Below are 26,003 nucleotides of genomic sequence, written 5' to 3'. Positions count from 1 at the left end.
GATGTCAATATCGACTCATGGTGAAGGCAACGAGCACGGGCGAGGACGAGCGCGAGGCAGCCGTGGCTCCCTGCTGCCCCCCGCTGACGGCGCCGGACCTGCCGGCCGAGGACGCGCGGACGATGGCCACGATGTTCAAGGCCCTCGGCGAACCGATCCGGGTGCTGCTCTTCAACCGGGTCGCCGCGCACCCGGACGGCGAGGTCTGCGTGTGCGACCTGGGCGACCTCGGGGTCGGCCAGCCCACCGTCTCCCACCACCTGAAGAAGCTCCGCGACGCGGGCCTCGTCCTCTCCGAGCGGCGGGGGACGTGGGTCTATTACCGCGTGGCCCCCGGCGTGCTGGCCCGCATGGGCGCGATCACGCGCTGAACGCGGCCCGGAAGTCGCGGTACTCGTCGCAGACCACGCCCTGGTTGACCCAGCGCCCCGGGTCGGCGGCGAGGTCGCGCTCCGCCACGCGCAGGGCCTCCTCCGGGGTGTCCACGAGGGCGAACCGCCGCCCCCACGGCTCGTCCTCGTCCGGGTCCAGCGGCGGGAACTCGGTGATGTCCAGGAACGCCCCGCTGCCCACGTCCTCCACGTCGCACACGGTGACGGCGATGCCCGTACGGCCGGGGCTCAGCGCGATCCAGCGGAGCCCCTGACAGCCGTACCGGTCGGCGTCGCCCTCGATCACGCCGAGGAACTGCTCGACCTGCCGGCCGCGCCGCAGGGCGCCGAGGGCGAAGGCGGGCGTGAGGTGTCGCATCTGTGGTCCTCGCTCTGCTCTCGGGGCCGGAATCACCGGAATCGCCGGACTCATGCGCGCACCGGAACCAGGCCCCGCGATCAAGCCCGGGATCAGGGCCGTCCCCGGGGGCGGAATCAGGGCCGTGTCCGGGTCACCCCCGGTACTGCCGCGCCGTCGCGGAGCCCAGGATGACGCCATGCACGCCATGCCCCCTCCGGTACCCCGTCCGCTCCTCCGCTATCTCGCCCCGGCGGTCCTCGTCTCGCTCACCCTGGCCGTGAACGCGGCCCTGTGGTCCCCGCTGGACACCGACCCCGGGCTGAGCCCGTTCGCCCTGACCGTCAGCGACTTCGCGGCCCTGGACCGGGGCGGCCCGATCGAGACCACCATGGCGCTGCTGGGCCTGGCCTCGCTGGCGCTGCCGGCGGGGGCGCGGCTGCGGCGGGTGCCGGTACGCGGACTGCCGACCGTCCTGCTGGCGGTCTGGGGCCTGGGTCTCGTCCTCGCCGCCGTGGTGCCGACCGACCCGCTGGCCACGGAACTGAGCGGCGCGGCCCAGGTCCACCGGTACGCCTCCGTCGCGGCGTTCGCCGCGCTCCCCGCCGCCGGGCTGCTGCTCGCCCGCCGGTTCGGCACGGGCCCGGCCGCCGACCGTACGACCGCGCGGCGGCTGCGCTTCCTGTCGTACGCCGCGCTGGCCGGGGCCGTGCTGATGGCGTGCTCGGCCGGTCCCGGCGACCGCGCGCTGATCGGCCTCGCCGAACGCCTGCTCCTCGGCTGCGAGGTCGCCCTGCTCGCCGTCCTCACCCTGCGCGTACAGCGGTATCCGGCTCCCGCGCCGCGCCGAACCGGCGTCGCCAGGCCAGCGAGACGTACACCAGCGCGATGAGGACCGGGACCTCGATCAGCGGGCCGACGACGCCGGAGAGCGCCTGGCCGCTGGTCACGCCGAACGTGGCGATGGCCACCGCGATGGCCAGCTCGAAGTTGTTGCCCGCGGCGGTGAACGCGAGCGTGGCCGTACGGTCGTACGCCAGCCCGATCGCCTTGCCGAGGGCGAAGGTGCCGAACCACATCAGCGCGAAGTAGACCAGCAGCGGCAGCGCGATACGGGCGACGTCCAGCGGCTGCGAGGTGATCGTCTTCCCCTGGAGGGCGAAGAGGACGACGATCGTGAACAGCAGCCCGTAGAGCGCGAAGGGGCCGATGCGGGGCAGGAAGCGGTTCTCGTACGCCTCCGTGCCCATCCTCTTCTCGCCGATACGGCGGGTGAGGAACCCGGCGACGAGCGGGATGCCCAGGAAGACGACGACGTTGAGCGCGATCTTCCCCATGGAGATGTCCAGGTGCTGCCCCTCCCCCAGGCCCATCCAGCCCGGCAGCAGGTCCAGGTAGAACCAGCCGAGCAGGCCGAACGCGACGACCTGGAAGACCGAGTTGAGGGCGACGAGGACGGCGGCGGCCTCGCGGTCGCCGCACGCGAGGTCGTTCCAGATGATGACCATGGCGATGCAGCGGGCGAGCCCGACGATGATCAGGCCCGTGCGGTACTCGGGCAGGTCGGGCAGGAAGATCCAGGCCAGCGCGAACATCACGGCCGGGCCGATGAGCCAGTTGACGGCCAGCGAGGACGCCATGAGCTTCCGGTCGCCGGTGACCGTGTCGAGCTTGTTGTAGCGGACCTTGGCCAGCACCGGGTACATCATGATCAGCAGGCCGAGCGCGATGGGCAGCGAGACGCCGCCGATCTCGACCTCGGACAGCACGTCGTTCAGCCCCGGGATCGCCCGGCCCAGCCCGAGCCCGACGGCCATGGCGGCGAGGATCCACACGGCGAGATAGCGGTCGAGGGTGGAGAGCTGCCGGGCGATGCCGTCGGCCGCGGGGGCGGTCGCCGGACCGGCCGCGGAGCCGGTCGCCTGGTCCGTGGTGGAGTCGCTCACGGGCAGGGCCTCTTCCGGTCGGTGGCGGCGGTCTCGCGGGCGGTCTCGGCCAGCTCCGCGAAGGCCCCGGCGAGCGAGGTCAGCACCTCGGGCCGCAGCCTGTAGTACGTGAACCGGCCGCAGGGCTCGGTGTCGACGACGCCCGCCTCGCGCAGCACCCGCAGATGGTTGGACAGGTTCGTCTGCCGGGCGCCCGTCTCCTCGACGAGGTGCGTGGTGCACAGCGTCTCGCGGGCCAGCAGCGTCACGACCTCGAACCGCAACGGGTCCGCGAGCACCCGGATCAGCTCCGCGCCGTCCGGGGGGACCGGGGTCACCTCAGTCTTGGCTGACATCATCATGCGCTGATACTGTCACATCACCCGAGGCTGACACCAGCCAGGGCTGATCCGAGAGAGGCGAACGCCGTGCCCCAGAAGAAGCCCTCCGTCCTCTTCGTCTGCGTCCACAACGCGGGCCGCTCCCAGATGGCCGCCGCCTGGCTCACCCGCCTCGCCGGGGACCGGATCGAGGTCCGCTCGGCGGGCTCGGCCCCCGCCGACGCGGTGAACCCGGCCGTGGTCGAGGCCATGCGCGAGGTGGGTGTCGACATCGCCGCCGAGACGCCCAAGGTGCTGACCGTGGACGCGGTCCAGGCGTCCGATGTGTGCGTGACCATGGGCTGCGGCGACGCCTGCCCCGTCTTCCCCGGCAAGCGCTACCTCGACTGGACGCTGGAGGACCCGGCCGGACAGGGCGTGGCGGCCGTGCGCCCCATCCGCGACGAGATCAAGGCCCGCGTCGAGACGCTCATCGCCGAGATCGCCCCGGCCGCCGCCCCCGGCCCGCACTGAGGTTCCCCGGCCTCCCGGGGCCCGGTCAGACCGCCTCGGCCTCCACGACCGAGGACATCGAACGAGTCGGCAGGACGCGGACCAGGCGGAATCCGGCGTCCGCGAGCAGGGCGGCGAACTCGTCGGCCGTACGCTCGCGTCCGCGCAGCACCATGAGCATCACGATGTCCAGCGCGACGGCGGGATGCGCGGTGCCGTCGTCCGGGAGGACCGCGTCGACGACCAGGAGCCGGGTGCCGGGCACCGTCGCGCGGCGGACGGCGCGCAGGATGCGCAGGCAGTCCTCGTCGGGCCAGTCGTGCAGGATGTTCTTGAGCAGATACAGGTCGCCGCCCTCAGGCACCGAGGCGAAGAAGTCGCCGCCCTCGGCCCGCCAGCGGCCCGCGAGCGCCGCCTCACCGTCCAGCAGGTTCTCGGCGATCGTCTCCGGACGGTCGTAGAGGACGCCGGTCAGACCCGGCGCCTCGGTGAGGACCTGCCGCAGCAGCCCGCCCCGCCCGCCGCCGACGTCGACGACCGTGCCGCCGGCGGGGAGCGCGCAGACCTCGGTGACGTGCGCGTTCACCGTCCCGGCCCGCGAGGTCATCGCGGAGTCGAACAGGCGGCTCTTCTCCGGCGTCTCCTCCAGATACGCGAAGAACGGGCTGCCGTACGCGGCGTCGAAGCCCGGCTCGCCCGTGCACAGCGTCTCCGGGATCCCGGCGGCGGCCCGGCGGAACATCTCGTCGGTGAACATCAGGACCGGCGCCCGCTGCGACCCCGGCACGTCCGTGCGCAGCGCCGCGCCCTCCTCCGTCAGCACGAACTCCCCCCGCTCCTCCCGGAAGAGCCCCCGGGAGGCGAGCAGCCGCAGCACCCGGCGCAGCGGCTCCGCCCGCGTCCCGGAGCGCTCGGCCAGCTCCCCGGCGCTCCGGGGCCCGTCGGCGAGCAGGTCCGCGATCCCGTGCTCCGCGACGGCGCGCAGGGCCGAGGCGTGGATATGGCCGTACATCAGGTCGTACAGCGGCCCGCCGGGTGCCCGTCCGTCCGCGACGCTGTGGGAAGCCAAGGGATCACTCCTGTCGTACGGGGGCTGGGACAACCCCCCATCCTCGCAAAGGCCTCCAGGTCACGGCGGTTGCCCACGCCCCCGGCGCGGGGGCGGCGGGGCCCGGCCCTACAGTGCCGTCATGCGTGCTGTGGTGATCGACGCCGGGGGAGGGTTCCGGCTGGAGCGGCGGCCCGATCCGGAGCCGGGGCCGGAGGACGTGGTGGTCCGGGTGCGCGCCGCGGGCCTCAACGCGGCCGATCTGCAACAGGCGCGCGGCGCGTACCCGGCCCCGCCCGGGTGGCCCGCCGACATACCGGGCCTCGAGGTCGCGGGCGAGGTCGAACGCGTGGGGAGCGCCGTGGCGGACGTCCGCGCCGGGGACCGGGTCATGGCGCTGGTCGGGGGCGGCGGCCACGCGGAACGCATCGCCGTTCCCGCGGCGCTGCTCCTCCCGGTGCCGGACGCGCTGTCCTGGGAGGAGGCGGCCGGATTCCCGGAGGCGTTCAGCACCGCCTGGGACGCCCTGGTCGACCAGGCCGGGGTCCACGCGGGCGCCCGCGTCCTGGTCACCGGCGCCGCGGGCGGCGTCGGGACGGCGATGACGCAGGTCGCCGCCGTGTCCGGAGCCCACACCGTGGCGAGCGTGCGCCGCCCCGAACTCCACGACCACGTACGGAAGTCGGCCCCCGACGGCGCGCGCCTCGACGTCGTCGTCCCCGGCGACGAGGAGCGGCACGGCCCGTACGACGTGATCGTGGAGCTGGTCGGCGGGGAGGACTGCCTGCGCCGGGTCTCCCTGCTGCGCAGCCGCGGCAGGATCCTGATCGTCGGCGTCCAGGCGGGCGCCACGGTCCCGCTGCGGATGTTCGACCTCATGCTGGTGCGCGGCCAGTTGACCGGGACGACGATCCGGGGCCGCTCCCACCCGGAGAAGGTGCTGCTCGCCGGGCTCGTCCGCACCGCGGTCGTCCCCCTGCTCGCCGAGGGCAGGCTGCGGGTCCCGGTGGACTCGGCCTTCCCCCTCGACCGCCACACCGAGGCGTACGCCCGCCTCGCGGGCCCCGGCAAGCGCGGAAAGGTCGTCCTGACGTGCGACTGAGGCGGCCGTGGAGAATCTGATACCCGTGGCGGTCGGCGCGGTGATCGGGCTGCTGGGCGTCGTGTTCGGCTCCTGGTTCACCGCGCGCCGCCAGGACCGCATGTGGCTGCGCGAGCAGAAGCTCAGGGCCGGGGTCGCGTTCAACACCGCCGTGGTCGAGCTGATCGATCATCTCCGGGAGACCCGGATCGACGAGGACGGCCCCGGGCGGAACGAGTTGGCGGGCCGGATGCAGGAGGCCCGTTCGGCGATCTTCCTGCTGTGCGCCGAGGACACCGTGGACCTCGCCGACGCGCTCGTACGCCGGGTGTGGAAGTCCCGCCCGAGCGAGGACCGGGCCGACCTCAGAGCCGAGCACCACGAGACGCTGGCCCACCTGCGCCGCTTCACCCGACGCCTACGGGAGGAGATCGCCCGCACGTAGGCCGTACCGGGGGGGGCGCCCCCCTCCTCGTCCGGCTCCTGGCCGCGCGTGCGGCGCAGATGGGCGCGGCGATGCCCTCCCGCATGAGCCGGACGAGCGTCTGCCGCAGCAGCCCGGTGCCGGACGCGGGGGGCGTTGAACACGGGTGTCGTGCCGATCCCGATCCGTCCGGACAGCACGGCCGGGGTGACGCGGTCGCACAGCGTGGGCCGGTCCGCGGCGAAGCCGGGCGGCGCGTCGGCGAGCGCCACGGGCCGGACGTCGATGTCGTTGTACGCGTCGGCCTCGCCGCGGCCCGGCCGCCGCTCGGCCACGCGGTCCGTACGCGATGAGGTGACCGGGCCCGACTCCGGCCCGGGGCCGTGCTCTCGGGGTGCCGCGCCGTCAGCGCGGCGGCCCTGCCCACGGCCGCTACGTCAGCGCCGCGCGCGTGTCGCGCAGCAGGCCCGGGGCCAGGCTCCGGTGCCGGGCCGACAGCGGGGTCCAGACGCGGGCCGCCATCGGGCGGTCGTAGCGGAGGAAGGTGGCGAGCGAGACGTCGCGGCCGCGACGTGGACGACGAGGTGGCCGGTGAGCATCCAGGAGCGGGCCTCGACACGGATCCAGTCGTCGCCGCGCCCGGCGATGCGCCATCCGGCGATGTGCGTGGGGCTGGAGCGCCGTCGGCGTGCGAGCCGGAGGCCGAGGAGCACCCGCCAGATGAACTGGCCGCCGAGCCCGGCGACGTCCTCGAACGCGGCGCGGGCCCAGCGCTCCGGCGGGATGTCCGTCGGCTCGGGCGTGGTGAGGGTGAAGACGTCGACGTAGTCGGGAGCGGTGAGGGGGCTGAGTGCCAGGATCCGCTCGGGGATCTCGTGCCGCTGGACGACGGTGCCTCCGGAATCCTCGGACGGGCCGGATGCGCCGGATGCGCCGACTGCTCCGGATACGTGCTCGGGTTCGTGCGTCACGTGCGGACTCCCCTGCGCGAGCGGCGGGAACGCGTGCCGTGCGGCCGCCTCCCCGCCTGGCATACGGTGGCGTACATCAGCAGGCTACCCCGGTTTATACGGCAGCGTATACATCGGGGGTTCGTGACAGGAGGCACACCGTTGGGCGCGACGCGCACGCCGAGGGGCAAGTGGATCGACGAGGGGCTGCGGGCGCTGGCCGAGGGCGGCCCCGACGCGGTGCGGATCGAGGCACTCGCCAAGGCGCTGGGCGTGACGAAGGGCGGCTTCTACGGCTACTTCGCCGACCGCGACGCGCTCCTGGAGGCCATGCTCGACACCTGGGAGCGCGACAGCGTCGACGCGGTGCTCGACCGCGTCGCGTACGAGGGCGGTGACGCCCGTACGCAGATCGTGCGGGCCGGAGCGCTCACCCTCTCCCCCGAACTGCTCCCGATCGACCTCGCCGTGCGCGACTGGGCACGCCGCGACGAGGCGGTCGCCGCGCGGCTGCGCCGCGTCGACGGCCGCCGGATGGACCTGCTGCGGGAGAAGATCGGCACGTTCTGCTCGGACCCCGACGAGGTCGAGGCCCGCAGCCTGCTCGCCTTCTGCCTGCGGATCGGCGAGCAGTTCCTCGCCGTCGAGCACGGGGGCCGCACCCGCGAGGAGGTGCGCACCCTCGCCGCCGACCTCGTCCTGAAGCGCCCGCCGTACGGCGCTGAGGGCGAGTGCTAGAGCCGTTCCGCGGGACCGTCGAGCAGCTCTTCCAGGGCCGGTTCGTTCTTGCGGGGCACCGTGTGCGGCTCCCGGCCGTCCGGGGGCCGCGGGTCGGCGAGGGCGTGGCGGGCGGCGGCGGGGCGGACGGGGGCGCCGGTCTCCAGGTCGGCGAGGAGGCGGCGGAGCGCGCCGTGGCCGCGCGGGACCGGGAGCACGGGGTCGAGGGAGTCCAGGGCCCGGCGGGCGCGGCGCCAGGCGCGGGCCGTGCGGCCGAGCCGGCGGTCGGCCTCGGCGCGGGCGTACCGGGCGACGAGCGTGGTCCAGGCGTCGTCGCGCACGCCGGCGCGTGCCAGGGCGCGGCGGGCGCTGGCACGGGCGGCGGCGGGGGCGAAGTCGGCCTGGGCGAGGGCCGCCGCGGCCTCGCCGACGGCGGGCGAGGGGCCGCCCAGCGCGTGGTCGGGGATGGTGGCGGCGGCCTCCTGGAAGTGCCCGGCGGCGGCCCGGGGGTCGTCCCGGTGGAGCGCCAGGACGCCCTCCACGTAGGCGATACGGCCCACGGCCGCGTCGTCCCCGGCCAGGACGGCAGCGGGCCAGGCGCGGCCGAGCAGCGCGCGGGCGGCGGCGGGGTCGCTCGCGGCGCTGAGCCAGGCCGTCAGCCACAGGGCGCGGGCGGTGGGCCTGCTGCCCTCCGGGCACAGCGGCAGCAGCCGGAGCAGCAGCTCGCGGCCCTCCTCGGCGCGGTCGTGCACGGCCCACCAGAACCAGAGGCCGACGACGATCTCCAGCGCCGCCTCGACGTGTTCGGGTTCCTCGGCGGCGTGCCGCACGGTGGCGGTGAGGTTGTCGTGCTCGCCGAGGAGGAAGCGGACGGCCTGGTCCTGGTTGCCGGTGTGCCACAGGTTCTCGATGACGGCGGCCATGCGGCGGCAGTGGCTCTTGCGGCGCTCGGCGGCGACGGGGAACTCGCCCGCCTCCCGCAGCCGTTCGAGACCGAAGTCCCGTGCGGCGCGCGTCATCCGGTAGCGGGGCTCGTGCACCCCGCCGGGGTCGCCGAGGGGCTCCAGCACGCCGCAGGCGGCGAGCTGGGCGAGGCAGGCGGGCACCTCGCGGGGCGCGACGCCGTTGCCGCCGCACACGAAGCCGCCGGTGCCCTCGGCGAAGGCGCCGGGCAGGATGCTGGCGCGGGCCCACACGATGCGCTCCTCGCGGTCGCACAGGACGTAGCTCGCGCCGACCGCCTCGCGCAGCGAGCGGTGCCGGCGCAGCACGGGGCGCGGGCTGTTGAGCCAGCCCTGGTCGCGTTCCAGCAGCGCGGCCAGCTCGCCGACGGGGCGGCACACCGTCTGCGCCGCGGCCAGCTCGACGGCCAGCGGCACGCCCTCCAGCAGGCCGCAGACGCGTGCCGCAGCGGCCAGCTCCGCCTCGTCGGCGCACGTGCCGGGCGCCACGGCCCGCGCCCGTTCCACGAACAGCTCCACGGCGGGGGCCGTACGGCCGTCCGCGCGCGGGGACTCGGTGGCCAGCGGCGCGAGCCGCAGCACGTGCTCGTCGCCCAGGCCCAGGGCCCGCCGCGAGGTGACCAGCACCCGGACGTCGGGCACCGTCATCAGCAGCCGCTGCACGAGGCCCACGCACTCACCGTGCACGGGGTCCACGTCGTCCAGGAAGAGCAGGGCGCCCGAGGGCAGTTCGGCGGCCACGGTCTCCGCGTCGGCCGGTTCCCTGCCGTGCCGCGTGCCGTCCAGGGCCGCGGCGACCGCTCCGGCCAGGCTGCCGTGGCCCCCGGCTCCGCTGCCGTGCCAGCGGACCGGGACGAGATGCCGCCAGGGCCCGTCACCCGCGGCGGCCACCACCGTCGCCGCCAGGCGGCTCTTGCCCACTCCCGCCGCGCCGGTCACGGTCACCACCCGGCGCCCGGCCAGCAGTTCGCGCAGCTCCGCCGTCTCCCGCTCGCGGCCGACCAGGCCGGGCTCCCAGCCAGGTTCCCACCCCTGCGAGGCGGGCGGGGCCTCGGGATCGCCGATGCGTGTCCACACTCTCGCCACTCTCCATACCGTGCTCGTGACACCGTCCTCGTCCGGCACGACGCCCGGTGCCACGCCCGCGTCCCGGGACCGCGGCCCCGGTGCAGAACCGTCACTGCCGCCGCACCTCGGGTACCCCAACGCCCCAACCCGCGCCAAGTGGCGCCCCTGCCACGGGAATCACACCCCGCAACGACCACTCGAACCCCCGGCCGGTCCCGCACGGCTGCGCGTTCGGCTCCGGCGGGCGCAAGGTGTGGGCGGGGCGCCTTCCGGCCCCCGCACCCCCGACGAGGAGGCGTGGTCATGCACATCCCCGGTCCCGAACCCCGCGCGGACGGCGGCGTGGGCGCCGTCACCGCCGCGGGCGGGCTGCACACGTACCAGTTGCGGCTGCACGAGGAGTACGGCCCCGTCGTACGGTTCCAACTGCCCGGCGCCGACACGGCGGTGTCCGTCGCCGACCCCGTGCTGCTGGAGGCGACGGCGCACCTGGACGAGCGGCCCGACGAACTGTTCGCGTTCCTCGCCCCGCTGTGCGAGGCCGAGAACCTCCAGACGCTCGCCCCCGAGCAGCACACCCCCTGGCGCCGCACGCTGCTCTCCGTACTCGCCGGACGCCCGTCCCACGAGCGGCACTTCCCGCGCTTCACCGAGCTGGCGGCCGAACTCGCGGACCGCTGGGCGGCGGAGGCCGACAAGGGGCCCGTCGCCTCGCAGAAGGACCTGACGGCGCTCACGCTGCGGATGATCTGCCAGTACGCGCTCGGCGGCGACGCCACGGACCCGGAGCGGGTGATCGCCGCCTTCGAGGACGTCCTCACCGAGTACCTGGGACGGCTCTACCAGGTGCCCCTGCCCGGCACCCCGGAGGAGCGCGCCGAGCGCTCGGACCGCGCGCTCGCCTACCTGCGCGCGACGGTCGACCGCGTGCTCGCCGCGCACCGGTCCGGCGGGCGCACGGACAGGAGCGATCTGATCGGCGCGCTCGTCGCGGCGGGCGAGAGCCCCGTGCGGATCCGCGACACGGTGATGGTGACGCTGCTGGCCGCGCACCACACCACCGGCGTCGCCGTCTCCTGGACGCTGCACCTGCTCAGCCGCCACCCCGAGGCCGCCGCGCGCGTGGCCGAGGAGCTGGACCGGGAGCTGGGCGACCGCGCGGCGCCCACATACGCGGAGCTGCGGCGGCTCACGTATCTGGAGATGGTCCTCAAGGAGGCGATGCGGCTCTACCCGCCCGGCCCGTACGGCGCGCGGGAGACGGCCGAGCCGCTGATGGTGGGCGACTACGAGATCCCGGCGGGGGCCACGGTCTTCTACCCCTTCTGGGCGGTCCACATGAACCCCGCGCACTGGCCCGAGCCCGAGCGGTTCCGGCCCGAGCGGTTCACGCCGGAGGAGGCGGCCGGGCGGCACCGGCTGGCGTACGTCCCGTTCGGGCTCGGGCCCCGGAGCTGCGAGGGGGCGAGCCTGGCCATGGTCGAGGCGGAGCTGGTCCTGGCCGTTCTCCTCAAGCGTTTCGGCTTCCGGCCCGTCCCCGGGCACGAGGTCGTCCCGGTCGAACGGTTCGTGCTCTGGGCCGCGCACGACATCCCCCTGCGCGTGACACCGCGCCGCGGGTAGCGGAGAGAGCGGTCCCGCCGCTGTCCCGGGCGGTCCCGTCGCTGTCGCCGGGCGGTCCCGTCTCTATCCCTGGTTGGAGACGGTGATCGCCCTGTGGCGGGAGGACCGGGCCCCGGGCGGCGGCCTAACCTGAATCACCTCATGGAACGAACTGACGACCGGTTCCTCCCGGTCCTGCTGCTCGCTGCCCAGGCCGTGGTGTGGCCCGGCGCCGCGTTGCTGCGCGGCGACACCCCCACGGCCGCCGAGCTGCTCGCGGGCGTCCTGGTCTACGGCCTGGTGACGGTCGCGCTCGCCCACCGCCGTACGCGGCCCGTGCCGGTCCTCGCGCTGGCCGCCGCCGCGTGCGCGCTCGGCGCGGCGCCACTGCCCCCGGGCGCCCTGGCGGTGCTCGGCACGGCGGGCGTCGCCCTGGCCCTGGTCACGGTCGCCCTGGAACGCGACACCGCGACCACGCTGCTGTGCGCGGGCACGCTCGCCCTCTGGCAGGCCCTGCACGGCCTGACCCTGAACGGGCTCGGCGACGGCGCGGGCCTCAACCCGGCACTGACCGCGCTGCTGTACGGGGCGGCCACCGGCGGCGGGCTCTGGCTGCGGCGCCGGAGGGACGCGCGGCGGGCCGCCGAGCGGCGGCTGCACCGGGCCGAGGCCGAGCGCCACCGGCTCCCGGCCGCCGAGCGCCGCCGCATGGAGCGGGAGCTGCACGACGTCAGCGCCCACCATCTGACGGCCGTCGTCGTCACCGTGGAGGCGGCGGTCGGGCTGCGCGACCGGCGGCCCGAGATGGCCGGCCAGGCGCTGGAGTTCGCCGCCTCGGCGGGCCGCGAGGTGACCCGCGCGCTGAGCGCGGTCAAGGCCCCGGCGCCCTCCGCCGAGGACCTCCCGGCGCCGGAGGAGCGGCTGCGGGAGCTGGTCTCCGGGTTCCGTTCCCTGGGCCAGCGGGTCACCTGCGACATCGACGCGCTGCCGGACGGGGCGGTGGCGGACGCCGCGTACGGCATCGTGCGCGAGGCGCTCACCAACGTCGTGCGGTACGCCTCGGGCGCCACCACCACCGTGCGCTGCGCCTACGGGGACGCGCACACCGAGGTCGTGGTGCGCAACGGGCCCGCCGAGGCCGGGGCCCCGGGCACCGGCCTGGGCGGCGGACGCGGCCAGCACCTGCTGCGCGGCCGGGCCCGCGAGGCGGGCGGCACGCTCACCACCGGGCCGACGCCGGAGGGCGGCTGGGAGGTCCGGGCGCTGCTCCCGGGGCGTACGGCCGCGGCACCGGCGGCGTCCGTGCCGCGCTCGTACCGCCTCGCGCAGGCCGTGACGGCGGCCGGGCTCTGCTTCCAGCCGCTGCTGCCGGTGCTCGTGCTCCGGGACGAGCCGGTCTCCGCCGGGTCCGGCGTGTCCTCCGGTGTCCTCTTCACGCTGCTGGCCGGGGCGCAGGCCGTCGCGCTGCTGTGGCTCCGCCGGGCCCCGCGCGCCACGCTCGGCGTCCAGCTCGCCCTCGCGGCCCTCTGGCCCGCGGCCGTCGCCGCGGGCCACTACGCGGGCCCCGCCGCCCTGCCCCCGGCGCTGAGCGCCCTGGCCACCTGTGTCGCCCTCGCGGCCCGCGCGGCCCGCGACGCGGAGCTGGAGGGCGGCGGCGCGGGGCACGCGCACGGGGGCCGCGCGGGCACGGGCCGCGCGGGTACAGGCCGCGCTCGTACGGACCGCGCGGGTACGGGCCACGCTCGCACGGGCCCCGCGTCGGGCGGCCGTGGTGCGCGGGGCGGACGGAGCGGGCTGCGCGGGCTGCCGTCGCTCGCCGTGCCCGTCGCGGCGGCGCTCGTCCACGCCGTGGCCGCGACCGTCTCCGTGCTCGCCGCGGCCGACGGCCCCGGCTCCGTGTGGGCCGTCGGCGGGTTCTCCGTCCTGGCGGCCACCGTGGCCGCCGGGGCGGCCTGGGGGCTCGGGGCGCGGTACGGAGCCCGGCGGCGGGCCTCGCGCGACGCGCACGAGGGGCGGCTCGCGGCGTGGACGGAGGAGGCCGTGCGCGACGCCTGGGCCGAGCGGCGCCGGATCACCACGGGCCTGGAGACCACCGTGCTCGCGCGCACCGCGGAGGTCGTCACGGCCGCCGAGGCCGGGGAGCTGGCCAGGACGGCGGAGCGGGCCCGCGAGGCGCTGGCCGCGATGCGGGAGCTGCTCGACACGGTCCGCGACGGGGAGCAGCGGGCCGAACTCCGCCCGCAGCCGACGCTGCAGGCCCTCGACCTGCTCGTCCACCAGTGGCGGGCGACCGGCCGCGAGATCGAGGTACGGGTCGGCGAGCGGGTGCCGGAGCGGCTGTCGGCGGAGGTGGACCTCGCCGCGTACCGCGCCGTCGAGCTGGTCCTGGAGGCCGGGCACGACGGGCCCGTCACGCTCGTCCTCGACGCCGAGGACGGCGAGCTGGTCCTCACCGCCACGGGGGTCCCCGGTGCGGCGCACCGTTCCGCACGCGAGAGGCTTGAGGCGCGGGCCGCCGCGCTGGGCGGCACGCTGACCGCCGAGCGGCCGGACTCCGTCCTGCTGCGCCTGCCCCTGACCGCCCCCGGGCCGCCCGTGCCGCCCGAGCCCCCCGAGGAGGAGAGCCGGTGACTCTCTCCGTGCTGGTCGTCGACGACCAGAGCGTCGTCCGCTCCGCTTTCGCCGCCATCATCGACGGCGAGCCGGACATGACCGTGGTCGGCGAGGCAGGTGACGGCGCCGCCGCGGTGAGCCTGGCCGAACGGCTGGAGCCCGACGTGGTGCTCATGGACGTACGGATGCCCGAGCTGGACGGCATCGCGGCCACCAGGATCCTCACGGGGCGCGAGAACCCGCCGCGCGTCCTGGTGCTGACGACCTTCGACCTCGACGCCTACGTCTTCAACGCGCTGCGCGCGGGGGCGTCCGGGTTCCTCCTCAAGGACGTCCAGACCTCCGAACTGCTGGACGGCATCCGGACCGTGGCCGCCGGCGAGGGCGTCCTCGCGCCCTCCGCGACCCGCCGCCTCATCGGCCACTACGCCTCGGGACCGCACGCCGGGCCGCACGGCGGGACCGGGGAGGGAGGCGGGGCGCAGGCCCTGGACCAGCTCACCGCGCGGGAGCGCTTCGTCCTCACCCTGATCGCCTCGGGGCTGAACAACGCGGAGATCGCCGAGGAGCTGGACATCACCGTCGGCACCGTCAAGTCCCATGTCAACGCGCTGCTGCGCAAGCTCGGGCTGCGCGACCGGGTGCAGGCCACGATCCTCGCGTACGACCTGGGGCTCGCCCGGGTGAACCCGCCCGACGCCCGCTTCTGAACCGCCCGCCCTTCCCCCGACTTCTGGGAGCACATGACCGTGAACGAGACCGACCGTCCCCTGCCGCACGTCGTGCGCCACGCGCTGACCAGCGTGTTCGCTCTCGCGTACCTCGCGCTCTGCGCGGGGCTGCTGGTGTGGGCGATGGTGGTCACCTCCCTCGACAACCCCGACGCGTCCATGGCGGGCGTGGTCCCGCTCTTCGCCACCGCCCCGGTCAGCCTGGTGCTGCTCGTCCTTCCGGACCACGCGTCGATGTTCTTCGTGGCCGTGGGCCTCGGAGCGCTGGTGAACGCGCTGGTCATCGGCTGGTGCGCCCGCGCGCTGGGCCGGGCACGCGGCGGCACGGGACCGCGTAACTGAGCCACAGAACCGAGCACGGGACCGAGCCGCGGAGACGAGCACGGGACCGAGCCGCGGAGACGAGCGCGGGACCGGCCCCGTCCTCGGCCCCAAGCCCCGGCTTGGCCCAGGGGGAGCGAACCCGAGGATTGACCGGGCTCCGCCGATCGCTGACGATCGGACTCCCCTGATCGGAAGGACGTCCGCCGTGTCCCAGCCCGTCTCCGCGCCCCGCCCCTGGACCGTCGCCGTGCTCGGCCCCGGAGGCGTGGGCGGCCTCCTCGCCGCGCTGCTCTCCCGCGCCGGGCACCGGGTGGTCTGCGTCGCGGGCGAGAAGACCGCGCGGGTGCTGCGCGAGGAGGGGATCCGGGTGCGCAGCGGCGTGTTCGGCGACTTCCACGCCCCCGTCGAGGCGGACACCGCGCTGCGGGAGCCCGCCGACCTCGTCCTGGTCACCGTCAAACAGACCGCGCTCGACGCCGCGCTGGAGCGCGTGCCGCCCGAGGTGCTCGGCGACGGCCTCGTGCTGCCCCTGCTCAACGGCGTCGAGCACCCGGACGCCCTGCGGGCCCGCTACGGCGCGCGGCGCGTCGTCCCCGCCACCATCACCGTCGAGTCGACGCGTACGGCGCCCGGAGTCGTCGAGCACGGCAGCCCGTTCGCGCGGATCGCCCTCGCGGCACCGGGCCCGTCCGCGCCGCCGGAGGGGTTCGGCCCGCTGGCCGCGATGCTCACGGACGCCGGGGCCGAGACGCGGGTGGCGGGCGAGGAGAGCGAGGTCCTCTGGGCCAAGCTGGTCTTCCTCGCCCCGCTCGCGCTGGTCACCACCCGCTACGGACTGCCGCTCGGCGAGGCGCGGGACGCGCGGCGCGAGGTGCTGGCGCCGCTGGTCGAGGAGGTCGCCGCGGTCAGCCGCGCCTGCGGCGCCCCGGCCGACGCCGCCGACGTCCTGGCCCGTTACGACGCGTTCCCGCCCGCCACCATGTCGTCCATGCAGCGCGACGCGGCGGCGGGCCGCCCACTGGAGCTGGACGCCATCGGCGGCGCCGTACGCCGCGCGGCGGACCGGCACGGCGTCCCGGTCCCCGTCCTCACCCGGCTGCTGACGGAGCTGGCGCCACCGACCGCCTGAGGGGCCGACCGCCTGAGGGGCCGACCGGCGACCGGCAACCTCTTCGCCCTCCGCGGCAACTGCCTTGCGGCTCCCCCGATCCGGCGGGAGCCCGAGGCCCCGTACGGAGTGGAAGAAACCGATGAACACCCCCCACAGCAGACCGCCCAGGAGCACAGCGAACAGCGGGGCACGGCACCGCCGTCGCCGGACCGCCCTCGTGGCCGGGGTCCCGCTCGCGGTGACCGTGGTCGCCGCGACGGCCCTGGCGTACGGCACCGGCTTCGGCGCCTTCGGCGAGGGCACGGCCGACCGGGCGGCGGCGGCCCCCGCCGCGTCCTGGGCCGACGACACCGCCGACGGCTTCGCCTCGATGGACGCGCGCGGGCAGAACGGCACGTACAGCGCGACCGTCGCCCTCCTCGCCGACGACACGCAGATGCGCCACCTCACCGTCGCCAACGACTTCGACGAGAAGGCCCACCAGGACCTGGAGGGCCAGCAGGCCGTGGCCCTGCGCACGGGCGGCGACCGGGTGTTCCTGGACGGCCTCGTGGTCACCGGGGACCAGGACACCCTGATGCTGGACGCGGCCTCGGCCTCCGGCTCCGCGAAGGCGCGGAGCCGGGTCTATGTGCGGAACTCCCACGTCACCGGCAACGTCGACTTCGTCTTCGGCCGCGCCACCGCCGTCCTCGACAGGTCCGTGCTCACCCTCAAGAAGCGCTGGGACGGCGGCTCGACGGGGTACGTGACCGCGCCCGGCACCCCGGCGGGCCGCCCGGGGTTCCTGATCACCCGCTCGCGGATCGCCGGGGACGTCGCCGACGGCGGCTTCCACCTCGGCCGCCCCTGGCACGCGGGCGGCGACGCCTCCCTCGACCCGCAGACCACGGTCCGTGACACGGCGCTGGGCGGCGCGGTGAAGTCCGCGCCGTGGACGGACATGGGCGGCTTCTCCTGGAAGGACGACCGCTTCGCCGAGTACGGCAACACCGGTGAAGGCGCCGGGCCCGCCTCGGAGGACCGCCCCCATCTGACGGACGAGCAGGCCGCCGCGCAGGACACGGCGCACTGGCTCGGCGACTGGACCCCGAAGGCCGAATGACCGTTACGCCCGCGTCCGTTCGTGGACGCGGGCGGCGACGGCCAGGTCCTGCCACGCCATGCCGACCGACTTGAAGAACCGTGGCCCGGCGGGCACGTCGAGGCGCCCCGTGACGAGGTCGGCGAGCGTGTGGAGCCGCTCGCGGGGCAGCAGCCCCGCACGGTGCGGGATCACGACGTCCCCGGCCTCGCGCAGCGCCGCGCCCACGTCCTCGACGACGACGGCGGCACGCCGCACCGTGGCGTCGTCCGTCTCCCGCGCGTCCGTGGTGTGCGAGCCCATCGCGACGACGGTGGCGTGCTCCTCCAGCTCCGCGCCGTCGAAGAGCGGCTCGGTGGCGGACGTACAGCACACGACGAGGTCGGCGCCGCGCGGGGACGCGGACGCGGCGGCCCGCGCGGGCAGGCCGAGTCCGGCACAGGAACGGACGCACGCCGCGACGGCCTCGGGCCGCCTCCCCGCCACGTCGAGCCGCCGCAACGGCCGTACGGCGTGCACGGCGGCGGCATGCGCCACGGCCTGCGGACCGGTCCCGAACACGAGCATCCGCCCGGCGTCCGGCGGCGCGAGGTGGTCGACGGCGAGCGCGGAGACGGCGGACGTACGGACGAGGGTGAGCCGAGGCCCGTCGAGCAGGGCGAGCGGGCGCAGTGTCGCCGCGTCGAGGAGAAGATAGAGCCCGGTGATACGGGGCAGCCCGCGGGCCGGATTGCCGGGGGCGACCCCGGCGACCTTCACCCCCGCGTAGGCCCCGTGCTCGGCGGGCATCAGCAGGAGCTGCCCGGCGCTCGTCGGAACGTGCGTGCGCGGCGGCCCCGCCGAGGGGTCGAGCCCCGAGCGCAACGCCCCGCGCAGCGCCCCGATCGCGGCCTCGGGCGGGCACGCCGCTTGCAGGGCGTCCCCGTCGGTCAACGTCGGCAGGTCTTCGCTCAGGTCCATGCCCCCAGTCCACCCCACCGCGCGCCGCGAGCACAGCGGGTCAGGCCGGTCAGGCCGGGTCAGGCCGTGCCGTCCCGGCGCGCGGTGACCGCCAGGGTGGCGTAGCGCATGGTGAAGTCGCCGCCCCCGGCGTCGATGGCGGTGCCGACGTCGCGCAGGATCCCGGCCAGCTTCTCCGGCGGGAGGCGGGTGAAGGCGCCCTGGGTGGGCATCTGGTCGAGCCAGGCGTCGCGGCTGTACGTCCACTCCCAGTCGTACCGCCAGGTCTCCGTCGCGCCGAAGCCGCCCGCCTCGCGGATCCCGTCGGCCACCGTGGTGAGGAACGGCGGGTCGGTGTCCAGGCCCGTCGCCACGACGCCGCGGAAGTCGAACGGGGCGTCGGGCAGGGCCCGTTGACAGATGTCGGCGATGTCCTCGCCCAGCCCGTCCGGGAAGGCGAAGACATTCCAGAACGGGGCCAGCAGGCCGCCGGGGCGCAGCGCCCGCGCGGCCTTGCGCGCGCCCGCGACGGGGTCGATCCAGTGCCACGCCTGCCCGGCCACCACCGCGTCGAAGACGCGGTCCTCGGGGTCCCACTCCTCGAACACGGCGACTTCGGCCTCGATCCCGGAGCGCCGGGCCGCCTCGGCCATCCGCGGGTCGGGCTCGACGCCGAGCACCCGGCATCCGGCGCCGCGGAGCTGCCGCGCGGCGATGCCGGTGCCGGTGCCGACGTCGAGCACGTCGGGGCCGGGCGCCTCGGCGGCGATCCGTGCGACGAGCGCCTCGGGGTAGCGCGGCCGGGTCCTGTCGTAACGCGCGGCGTCGATGCCGAACGACTCGGCCATGGCGCGCTGTTCATGTGGCTTGCCGGTCCGTTCGCGACCGCCGCCGGAGAAAGTGGGCATGCGCCCACTATGGTGGGCACATGCCCACTCGTCAACCGTTCCCCGGCGACGGCCCTCCCCGCGACGGCGCCGCCTCGACCCTCCCCGATCAGGCGCAGGACATCAGCCGCAGAACGGCCCGGCGATACGCGGCGTACACGCCCGGCAGGTCGGCGAGGCAGGCGCGCTCGTCGGTGCCGTGCACGCCCTCGTGGCGCACGCCGAACCCGGCGGTGGCGGGGATGCCCTCGCCCGCCAGCAGGTTGCCGATGTTGGAGGGGCCCGCCGTCTTGCGGCGGGGCGCGAACCCGGCCTCCTCGGCGGCGGCGAGCAGCGCGGCGGCGGGCTCCTCGCCCTCGCCGAGCCGGTAGGGGGGCCAGCACGCCACGGCGTGGACGCCGGTCGGCCGGGGGCCGGGCAGCTCGGCGTCGAGGTCCGCGGCGGCGCGCCGTACGAGCACCTCGGCGTCGTCGCCGCCGAAGGCGGGAGTGGTGCGGACATCGACGTTCAGCTCGCACCGGTCGGGCGTCATGGAGAAGCCCTCGCCGCCCCGGACGGCGGTGACCGTCAGCCGGGGCGGCAGCGGGAAACCATCCCCCCACCCCGACGGCGACTCCGGCAGGGGCCCCGGCAGCGGCGCGGCGTCCAGGAGTTGGACGAGCCGGGCGGCGCGCGAGACCGCGCCGAGCGCGGGGCGGCGCGCGCCCGAGTGCCCGGCGGTGGCGTGCACCACGAGGCGCGCGCGCCACAGCCCCCGGCCGCCGACCACGACGTCGTCCGGACCGGGGTATCCGATCATCACCCCCGCCGGGCGGGCCGTGCGGGGGGCGGCGAGAAAGGCGCGGGCGCCGCCGAAGGCGCCGGTGTGCTCGTCGGCGTCCAGCAGCACCGCGAGACCCCCGCACAGCTCACCGGCGAACGGCCGTACGTCCGCGGCGAGTTGGCAGAAGAGGGCCGCCGCCAGCTTCGAGTCCGCGCTGCCCCGCCCGCGCAGCCAGCCGTCGACCACGTCCCCGGCGGTGGGCGGGAAGCTCCAGGCGTCCTCGTCGCCGAACCCGGCGGTGTCCACGCACGCGTCCAGCACCCACCAGGGGCCGGGCCGCCCGCCGGGGATCTCGACGACGAGACCGGCGAGGGCGGCACCCTCGTACAGGCGGCGGTGCGGCAGCCCCTCCCCCGCGAGCCACTCCTCCAGCACGGCGAGCACCGGCCCGTAGTCGTCCACTCCGCCGCGGCTCGGCCGCCGGACCAGCTCCCGCGCGAGCGCGGTCACGGCCCCCGCCCGCCGCCGGGCCTCCTCAAGATCGTCCATGCCCCTCCCCTTTCCCCGCCGGATGCTAGGTTCTCCGGAATCCGAAGCGGCGATCCGGACCGGGCGAGGGCAGGAGGGCGAGGGCATGACGGCGCGGACACCCCGGCCGGGCACGCCGGTGCGCGGCTCGGCCACCGGCCGCCCCATGATGGCGGCGCTCGACCTGTTCGGCCGCCGCTGGAGCCTGCGGATCCTGTGGGAGCTGCGCGCCGGGCCGCTCGGCTTCCGCGCGCTCCAGGAGCACTGCGACAACGCGTCGTCCAGCGTGCTCCGCCAGCGCCTGCTCGAACTCCTCGACGCGGCCCTCGTCGCCCAGGAGCCCGGCTCCCGTTACGCGCTGACCCCGCTCGGCCTGCGGGCCTGCGAGGCGCTCCTCCCGCTGGCCGACTGGGCGGAGCACTGGGCGGCGGCACTGGAGGAGGACCCCGAAGGGACCGACGGCCGGGCCGAGGGCCGGACCGACGGCCGGGCCTGACGACCGGGCCGACACCGGGCCCGACGGCACGGGCTCACGGCTCCAGCCCGCCCCACCCCCGCTCCAGCATGTCGAAGACGGCGTTCATGGCCTCCGGGGGGTCCTCGCGGTCGTGGGCGAGGCGGGGGATCTCCATGACGTAGTGGGCCAGCGCGGCCACCCGGACGTCGCCCTCGGGGACGCCGAACGCCTCCGTGAGGGCGGCCGCGAGGGCCTCCTCGTGGCGCATCCACATGCGGTGCATGTAGTCCCGCAGGGCCGGGGTCGAGCGGACGAGGTCGAGCATCGCGACGAAGCCGGGCTCCTCGTGCGGGAACGTGCCCCGGGTGCTGACGATGTGGTCCCGGAGGGCGCCCAGCACGGACTGTCCCGGGGCGCGGTCGCGCACGGAGGAGACGAGCGCCTCCTCCTGGCCCTCGTCCTCGTCGAAGACGAGCGCCTCCTTGCTCGGGAAGTGCTTGAACAGCGTCGTCACCGCGACGTCCGCGGCCTCGGCGACGTCCCTGACGCCCACGTTCTCGTATCCGCGCTCCAGGAAGAGCCGCAGCGCCGCGTCCGCCAGGGCCTGACGGGTCTGGGCCTTCTTGCGCTCGCGGCGCCCCATCGTCTCCTCGCTCATGCCCGCATCGTACCGGTGTCAGCTAGCGGCTCACCTAGGCGAGCGGATCGATTAGACGAGCAGATTGCTTAGGCTAGCGGTTGCACTTTTTCAGCGGCTTGTGCTTCTCTGGGGATCCTCCTTCCCTCCTCCGCGAACGGAGTGATCAGTCATGTCCGCATCCACGCCCCCGGCGCCGCCGCCCGCGGTGTCCACCACCCGCCGCATCCGGTTCACGATGCTCGGGATCATGCTGGCGATGCTGTTGGCCATGCTCGACAACGCGATCGTCGGGACCTCGATGCCGACGATCGTCGGCGACCTGGGCGGCCTCGACCATCTGTCCTGGGTGGTCACCGCGTACACCCTGGCCACCGCCGTCTCGACCCCGGTCTGGGGGAAGTTCGGCGACCTCCTCGGCCGCAAGCGGGTCTATCTCGTCTCGATCGGCGTCTTCCTCGCCGGCTCGGTGCTCTCCGGGGCCGCGCGGTCGATGGAGCAGCTCATCGGCTTCCGCGCGCTCCAGGGCGTGGGCGCGGGCGGCATCGCGTCCCTCGCGTTCGCCCTGATAGCGACGCTCGTCACGCCGCGCGAGCGGGGCCGCTACCAGGGGATGACCGCCACCGTCATGGCCCTCGGCACGGTCGGCGGGCCGCTGCTCGGGGGCGTGGTCTCCGGGCACCTCGGCTGGCGCTGGGCCTTCTACCTCAACATTCCGCTCGGGCTGCTCGCCCTCGTCTGGTGCGCGGTCATGCTCAGGGCGCCCGCCGCCCGCGAGGGCCGGGTGCGGATCGACTGGCCCGGCATCGCCCTGATGACCGTCACGATCAGCGCGACCGTGCTGGGCACGACCTGGGCGGGCACGGAGTACGCCTGGGGGTCCTGGCAGATCCTCGGGCTGGCCGGTGCCGCGGTCGTGGGGCTGGCGCTGTTCCTCGTCTCGCAGCGGCGGGCGCCCGAGCCGGTGCTTCCGTTGCGGATCTTCTCGGACGGGAACTTCCGGCTGGCATGCGTGATGGTGTGCGCGGCGGGCGCGGTGATGTTCGGCGCGACGCTGTACCTGCCGCTGTTCCAGCAGGGCGTCCAGGGCGCCTCGGCGGCCGACTCGGGGCTGCTGCTCCTGCCGATGATGGTGCCGATCGCGCTCGTCTCGAACATCGCGGGCAAGATCATGTCGCGTACGGGCCGGTACAAGGTCTTTCCCGTCCTGGGCGCCGCGTTCATGACCGCCGGGTCCGCGCTGCTCGCCACCGTGGACACGGGCACCTCGCGGGCGTTCTCCGGCGCGGCCATGGCACTGGTGGGGGTCGGGCTCGGGTTCCTGATGCAGATGACCACGACTCTCGCGCAGAACAGCGTCGAGATGCGCGACATGGGCGTGGCCTCGGCGAGCGTCACCCTGTTCCGTACGGTCGGCGGCTCGATCGGCGTCGCGGCGTTCGGGGCCCTGTTCACCCACGCCACGCACGGCTCCGGCGGACCGGGCGCGAGCGGGGTCGCCTCCGGCGTCCAGCAGATCTTCGCGCTGGCCGCCGCGGTGTGCGCGGTCGCCTTCGTCGCCGCCCTCCGCGTGCGGGAGGTCCCGCTGCGCGGCGGAGGGCCGGGCTCCGGGGCGGGGAACCCCGGACCCCGGCCCTCGGCGGCGAGGAAGCCGGCCGGCCGGACGACGGGCTAGGGGTGTCTGACAAATGCCCGCGGCGTCGCGGTGTCTGGCACCCCCTAGACGACCAGCGAGAGCAGCAGCAGGAAGAGCAGGGCGACCACGGAGATGATCGTCTCCATGACCGACCAGGTCTTCACGGTCTGCCCGACGTTCATCCCGAAGTACTCCTTCACCAGCCAGAATCCCGCGTCGTTGACGTGGCTGAAGAAGAGGGAACCGGCGCCGACGGCGAGGACCAGCAGGGCCGCCTCGCTGGTGTTCATGTCGGCGGCGAGCGGGGCGACCAGGCCCGCGGCGGAGATGGTGGCCACCGTCGCGGAGCCGGTCGCGAGCCGGATCGCGACCGCGATCAGCCAGGCGAGCAGCAGCGTCGGGATCGACCAGTCCTCGGAGAAGTCGAGGATCATCTGGCCGACGCCGATGTCGATCAGCGTCTGCTTGAAGCCGCCGCCCGCGCCGACGATCAGGAGGATGCCCGCGATCGGCATCAGCGACTTCTCGACCGTCTTGGTCACGCGCTCCCGGCCGAATCCGGCGGCGCGGCCGAGGGTGAACATCCCGACGAGGACGGCCGCGAGCAGCGCGATCATCGGCGCCCCGACGACGTCCATGACGCGCTGCACATGGTTGTCCGGGTCGTCGACGACGATGTCGGTGAGGGCCTTGGCCAGCATCAGCACGACCGGCAGCAGCACCGTGGCCAGCGTCGCGCCGAAGCTCGGCCGCCTGTCCAGTTCCTCGGAGGGGCGCTGCGGGATGAGGCCCTCGGGCGGCACGGTGTCCACCCAGCGCCCGGCGATCCGGCCGAAGAGCGGTCCGGCGACGATCAGCGTGGGGATTCCGACGAGGACGCCGAAGGCGAGGGTGACGCCGAGGTTGGCGTCGATCGAGTCGATCGCGGCGAGCGGCCCGGGGTGCGGGGGCACGAGGCCGTGCATGACGGAGAGGCCCGCGAGGGCGGGGATGCCGATGCGCATCAGGGAGAAGTTGCCGCGCTTGGCGACCAGCAGCACCACGGGGATCAGCAGCACGATGCCGACCTCGAAGAAGAGCGGCAGCCCGATGATGCCCGCGATCAGCGCCATCGCCCAGGGCATGGAGCGGTGGGTGGCCCGGGCCATGATCGTGTCGACGATCTGGTCGGCGCCGCCCGAGTCGGCGAGCAGCTTGCCGAGGATCGCGCCGAGGGCGATGAGGACGCCGACGCCGGAGACCGTGTCGCCGAGCCCGGCGGAGAAGCTCTCGATCACCTTGTCGAGCGGTGCCGCGGCCACGGCGCCCAGCACGAGGGAGCCGAGCGTCAGCGCCAGGAAGGCGTGCAGCTTGAACTTGGTGATGAGGAGGACGAGGACCGCGATCCCTACGAGGACGGCGATCCCGAGCTGGGCGCTGCCCGCCGACGTGATCGGCTCGACCTTGTCCGATCCTGCGGCCAGCATCTCGGCACTGAGATGAAGCACGGCTGTTCCCTACTGTGCGGCTCTTACGGGGTGGTGAGGGTGGGGACGGGGGCGGTACGGGGGACGGGGGTGCGGCGGGCGGGGGCGCCCAGCGCGGCGAGGGCGTGGTCCACGACGGCCGCGGGTTCGCCCGCGACGGAGACGGCGGCGCCGTCCTCGTCCACCTGGAGCGGCTCCAGCGTGGCGAACTGCGAGTCCTGCAGCGCGGTCGGCATGAAGTGGCCCTCCCGCGCGGCCATCCGCTCCGCGATCAGGGCGCGGTCGCCGGTGAGGTGGAGGAAGAAGAGGCCGGGCGCGGCGGCGCGCAGCCGGTCGCGGTAGGCCCGCTTGAGCGCGGAGCAGCTCACCACTCCGCCGAGCCCCTCCCGGGAGTGCGCCCAGGCGCCGATGGCGTCGAGCCAGGGCCGGCGGTCGGTGTCGTCCAGCGGGGTCCCGGCGGACATCTTGGCGATGTTCGCGGGCGAGTGGAACGCGTCGGCCTCGGCGTACGGCACGTCCAGGGCGTCGGCGAGCAGTTCACCCACGGTGGACTTGCCCGTCCCGGCCACCCCCATCACGACCACGACGCGCGTGGCGGCACTGGCGGCACTGGCACTCATCTACAACCTCGCTGTCCTCATCGACCTCGGCGCCGAGCACACTCAACCCGATAGGTCACACGTATTCAAGAGAGGGACATCAAAAAGTCATACTTAAAGAGTGCGACGCTCACCACGTAGGCTGGGCCCGCAGGGGCGGGAACGACATCAGGAGACCCATTGACCAGCGACGGGACCGGTAGCGGTCTGCACGCGCGCCTGCTCGCCGCGCTCGGCCCGGCCATCACCTCCGGGGTCCATCCGCCCGGCACTGTGCTGCGCGCCGACGAGCTGGCCGAGCGGTACGAGGTCTCGCGCACCGTCGTCCGGGAGGCCGTGCGCGTCCTGGAGTCGATGCGCCTGGTCGAGGTCCGGCGCCGGGTCGGGGTGACGGTGCTGCCGGTCACCGAGTGGAACGTGTACGACCCGCAGGTGATCACCTGGCGCCTCGCCGGGGCCGACCGCCCCCGGCAGCTCCGCTCGCTGACCGTGCTGCGCGGCGCCGTCGAGCCGGTGGCCGCGCGCCTCGCGGCCGAGCGGGGGGACGCCGGGGACGGCGCGCGCATCACCGAGCACGCCCTCGGCATGGTGGCCACCTCGCGGGGCCAGCAGTTGGAGAACTACCTCGTGCACGACATCGGCTTCCACCACGCGGTCCTGCGCGCCTCGGGGAACGAGATGTTCGCGCGCCTCGGCGACGTGGTGGCCGCCGTGCTGACGGGTCGTACGGAGCACGAGGTCATGTTCAGCGACCCCCGCCAGGAGGCCGTCTCCCTGCACGTACGGGTGGCCGAGGCGATCCGCGAGGGGGACGGCGCGCGGGCCGAGTCCACGATGCGCACGATCACCGAGGACGCGCTGAGCGAGCTGGACATCCTGGCGCCCTGAT

At 75.2% G+C, this 26,003-nt stretch carries 26 protein-coding genes and 1 pseudogene; 15 read left to right on the top strand and 12 right to left on the bottom strand.

Features of this window, described 5'->3' with window-relative positions:
• Positions 1–17: 17 nt before the first annotated feature.
• The gene (locus tag ABD343_RS33625) at positions 18–371 is read left to right on the top strand and encodes an ArsR/SmtB family transcription factor (RefSeq protein WP_344533736.1); all 354 of its coding nucleotides are present in this window, start codon (positions 18–20) and stop codon (positions 369–371) included.
• Here the strand turns inward: ABD343_RS33625 and ABD343_RS33620 are convergent.
• Positions 361–750 carry a hypothetical protein gene (locus ABD343_RS33620; RefSeq protein ID WP_344533734.1) on the bottom strand — a complete coding sequence of 130 codons (390 nt, stop codon included), beginning with the start codon at positions 748–750 and terminating at the stop codon, positions 361–363. The genes ABD343_RS33625 and ABD343_RS33620 overlap by 11 nt on opposite strands.
• Before the next feature lie 178 nt (positions 751–928).
• On the opposite strand from ABD343_RS33620, the gene ABD343_RS33615 reads away from it, so the two are divergent.
• A complete protein-coding gene (locus tag ABD343_RS33615) occupies positions 929–1,621 on the top strand; it encodes a DUF998 domain-containing protein (protein ID WP_344533733.1) in 693 nt (230 codons plus the stop codon).
• On the opposite strand, the gene arsB is transcribed toward ABD343_RS33615, so the two are convergent.
• Both arsB and ABD343_RS33605 read right to left on the bottom strand, forming a co-directional pair.
• The gene (gene arsB, locus ABD343_RS33610) at positions 1,536–2,603 is read right to left on the bottom strand and encodes an ACR3 family arsenite efflux transporter (RefSeq protein WP_344533892.1); all 1,068 of its coding nucleotides are present in this window, start codon (positions 2,601–2,603) and stop codon (positions 1,536–1,538) included. The two genes, ABD343_RS33615 and arsB, sit on opposite strands and share 86 nt — an antisense overlap.
• Before the next feature lie 68 nt (positions 2,604–2,671).
• Positions 2,672–3,013 (bottom strand): ArsR/SmtB family transcription factor, encoded by a 342-nt coding sequence (locus ABD343_RS33605; RefSeq protein ID WP_425578344.1) that lies wholly within the window; start codon positions 3,011–3,013, stop codon positions 2,672–2,674.
• 69 nt (positions 3,014–3,082) lie between these two features.
• Between ABD343_RS33605 and ABD343_RS33600 the strand changes: the two genes are divergently transcribed.
• Positions 3,083–3,508 (top strand): arsenate reductase ArsC, encoded by a 426-nt coding sequence (locus ABD343_RS33600; RefSeq protein ID WP_344533731.1) that lies wholly within the window; start codon positions 3,083–3,085, stop codon positions 3,506–3,508.
• A gap of 25 nt (positions 3,509–3,533) precedes the next feature.
• Here ABD343_RS33600 and ABD343_RS33595 read toward each other — a convergent pair whose 3' ends face one another.
• Positions 3,534–4,556: a methyltransferase gene (locus tag ABD343_RS33595; RefSeq protein ID WP_344533729.1), complete on the bottom strand. Its 1,023-nt coding sequence runs from the start codon at positions 4,554–4,556 to the stop codon at positions 3,534–3,536.
• Between the two features lie 121 nt (positions 4,557–4,677).
• On the opposite strand from ABD343_RS33595, the gene ABD343_RS33590 reads away from it, so the two are divergent.
• Both ABD343_RS33590 and ABD343_RS33585 read left to right on the top strand, forming a co-directional pair.
• Complete coding sequence (locus ABD343_RS33590) at positions 4,678–5,637, top strand: alcohol dehydrogenase catalytic domain-containing protein (RefSeq protein WP_344533728.1); 960 nt, start codon at positions 4,678–4,680, stop codon at positions 5,635–5,637.
• A 7-nt stretch (positions 5,638–5,644) separates the two neighbouring features.
• On the top strand, positions 5,645–6,061 hold the full coding sequence (locus ABD343_RS33585) for a hypothetical protein (protein ID WP_344533727.1): 417 nt from the start codon (positions 5,645–5,647) through the stop codon (positions 6,059–6,061).
• Between the two features lie 416 nt (positions 6,062–6,477).
• Here ABD343_RS33585 and ABD343_RS33580 read toward each other — a convergent pair whose 3' ends face one another.
• On the bottom strand, positions 6,478–7,011 hold the full coding sequence (locus ABD343_RS33580) for a hypothetical protein (protein WP_344533725.1): 534 nt from the start codon (positions 7,009–7,011) through the stop codon (positions 6,478–6,480).
• A gap of 141 nt (positions 7,012–7,152) precedes the next feature.
• On the opposite strand from ABD343_RS33580, the gene ABD343_RS33575 reads away from it, so the two are divergent.
• The gene (locus tag ABD343_RS33575) at positions 7,153–7,728 is read left to right on the top strand and encodes a TetR/AcrR family transcriptional regulator (RefSeq protein WP_344533723.1); all 576 of its coding nucleotides are present in this window, start codon (positions 7,153–7,155) and stop codon (positions 7,726–7,728) included.
• Here the strand turns inward: ABD343_RS33575 and ABD343_RS33570 are convergent.
• The gene (locus ABD343_RS33570) at positions 7,725–9,746 is read right to left on the bottom strand and encodes an ATP-binding protein (RefSeq protein ID WP_344533722.1); all 2,022 of its coding nucleotides are present in this window, start codon (positions 9,744–9,746) and stop codon (positions 7,725–7,727) included. The two genes, ABD343_RS33575 and ABD343_RS33570, sit on opposite strands and share 4 nt — an antisense overlap.
• A gap of 294 nt (positions 9,747–10,040) precedes the next feature.
• Here ABD343_RS33570 and ABD343_RS33565 point away from each other — a divergent pair, with 294 nt between their 5' ends.
• From ABD343_RS33565 to ABD343_RS33540, 6 genes and pseudogenes are all read left to right on the top strand, one after another.
• Positions 10,041–11,360 (top strand): cytochrome P450, encoded by a 1,320-nt coding sequence (locus ABD343_RS33565; RefSeq protein ID WP_344533720.1) that lies wholly within the window; start codon positions 10,041–10,043, stop codon positions 11,358–11,360.
• A 141-nt stretch (positions 11,361–11,501) separates the two neighbouring features.
• Positions 11,502–13,970 carry a histidine kinase gene (locus tag ABD343_RS33560; protein WP_344533718.1) on the top strand — a complete coding sequence of 823 codons (2,469 nt, stop codon included), beginning with the start codon at positions 11,502–11,504 and terminating at the stop codon, positions 13,968–13,970.
• Positions 13,967–14,662 (top strand): response regulator, encoded by a 696-nt coding sequence (locus ABD343_RS33555; RefSeq protein WP_344533716.1) that lies wholly within the window; start codon positions 13,967–13,969, stop codon positions 14,660–14,662. The genes ABD343_RS33560 and ABD343_RS33555 overlap by 4 nt, the downstream gene beginning before the upstream one ends.
• Positions 14,663–14,695: 33 nt before the next feature.
• On the top strand, positions 14,696–15,025 hold the full coding sequence (locus tag ABD343_RS33550; RefSeq protein WP_344533714.1) for an SCO4225 family membrane protein: 330 nt from the start codon (positions 14,696–14,698) through the stop codon (positions 15,023–15,025).
• A 187-nt stretch (positions 15,026–15,212) separates the two neighbouring features.
• Positions 15,213–16,136, top strand: a complete 924-nt coding sequence (locus ABD343_RS33545) for a ketopantoate reductase family protein (RefSeq protein WP_344533712.1) — start codon at positions 15,213–15,215, stop codon at positions 16,134–16,136.
• A 364-nt stretch (positions 16,137–16,500) separates the two neighbouring features.
• Positions 16,501–17,223: pseudogene (locus ABD343_RS33540) on the top strand (pectinesterase family protein); the annotation flags it as partial.
• A 3-nt stretch (positions 17,224–17,226) separates the two neighbouring features.
• On the opposite strand, the gene ABD343_RS33535 reads toward ABD343_RS33540, so the two are convergent.
• The 3 genes from ABD343_RS33535 to ABD343_RS33525 all read right to left on the bottom strand — a co-directional run bounded on the left by ABD343_RS33535 (position 17,227) and on the right by ABD343_RS33525 (position 20,340).
• Entirely contained in the window at positions 17,227–18,162 is a 936-nt protein-coding gene (locus tag ABD343_RS33535) for an ornithine cyclodeaminase family protein (RefSeq protein ID WP_344533710.1), read from the bottom strand.
• 59 nt (positions 18,163–18,221) lie between these two features.
• A complete protein-coding gene (locus tag ABD343_RS33530) occupies positions 18,222–19,049 on the bottom strand; it encodes a class I SAM-dependent methyltransferase (RefSeq protein ID WP_344533708.1) in 828 nt (275 codons plus the stop codon).
• A gap of 88 nt (positions 19,050–19,137) precedes the next feature.
• A complete protein-coding gene (locus tag ABD343_RS33525; RefSeq protein ID WP_344533706.1) occupies positions 19,138–20,340 on the bottom strand; it encodes a M20 family metallopeptidase in 1,203 nt (400 codons plus the stop codon).
• Positions 20,341–20,425: 85 nt separating this feature from the next.
• Between ABD343_RS33525 and ABD343_RS33520 the strand changes: the two genes are divergently transcribed.
• Positions 20,426–20,815 (top strand): winged helix-turn-helix transcriptional regulator, encoded by a 390-nt coding sequence (locus tag ABD343_RS33520; RefSeq protein ID WP_344533705.1) that lies wholly within the window; start codon positions 20,426–20,428, stop codon positions 20,813–20,815.
• 34 nt (positions 20,816–20,849) lie between these two features.
• Here ABD343_RS33520 and ABD343_RS33515 read toward each other — a convergent pair whose 3' ends face one another.
• Positions 20,850–21,434, bottom strand: a complete 585-nt coding sequence (locus ABD343_RS33515; RefSeq protein ID WP_344533704.1) for a TetR/AcrR family transcriptional regulator — start codon at positions 21,432–21,434, stop codon at positions 20,850–20,852.
• A 151-nt stretch (positions 21,435–21,585) separates the two neighbouring features.
• Between ABD343_RS33515 and ABD343_RS33510 the strand changes: the two genes are divergently transcribed.
• Positions 21,586–23,088 carry an MDR family MFS transporter gene (locus ABD343_RS33510; protein WP_344533702.1) on the top strand — a complete coding sequence of 501 codons (1,503 nt, stop codon included), beginning with the start codon at positions 21,586–21,588 and terminating at the stop codon, positions 23,086–23,088.
• Positions 23,089–23,132: 44 nt separating this feature from the next.
• Here the strand turns inward: ABD343_RS33510 and ABD343_RS33505 are convergent, their stop codons facing one another.
• On the bottom strand, positions 23,133–24,536 hold the full coding sequence (locus tag ABD343_RS33505; RefSeq protein WP_344533701.1) for a GntP family permease: 1,404 nt from the start codon (positions 24,534–24,536) through the stop codon (positions 23,133–23,135).
• A 23-nt stretch (positions 24,537–24,559) separates the two neighbouring features.
• Positions 24,560–25,135 (bottom strand): gluconokinase, encoded by a 576-nt coding sequence (locus tag ABD343_RS33500; protein WP_344533700.1) that lies wholly within the window; start codon positions 25,133–25,135, stop codon positions 24,560–24,562.
• A gap of 159 nt (positions 25,136–25,294) precedes the next feature.
• On the opposite strand from ABD343_RS33500, the gene ABD343_RS33495 reads away from it, so the two are divergent.
• On the top strand, positions 25,295–26,002 hold the full coding sequence (locus tag ABD343_RS33495; RefSeq protein ID WP_344533699.1) for a FadR/GntR family transcriptional regulator: 708 nt from the start codon (positions 25,295–25,297) through the stop codon (positions 26,000–26,002).
• Position 26,003 lies beyond the last annotated feature (1 nt).

The sequence above is a fragment of the Streptomyces albiaxialis genome (assembly GCF_039530985.1).
GTDB classification, from domain to species: Bacteria; Actinomycetota; Actinomycetes; order Streptomycetales; family Streptomycetaceae; genus Streptomyces; species Streptomyces albiaxialis.
This window is presented reverse-complemented; position numbering and strand designations above follow the sequence as displayed.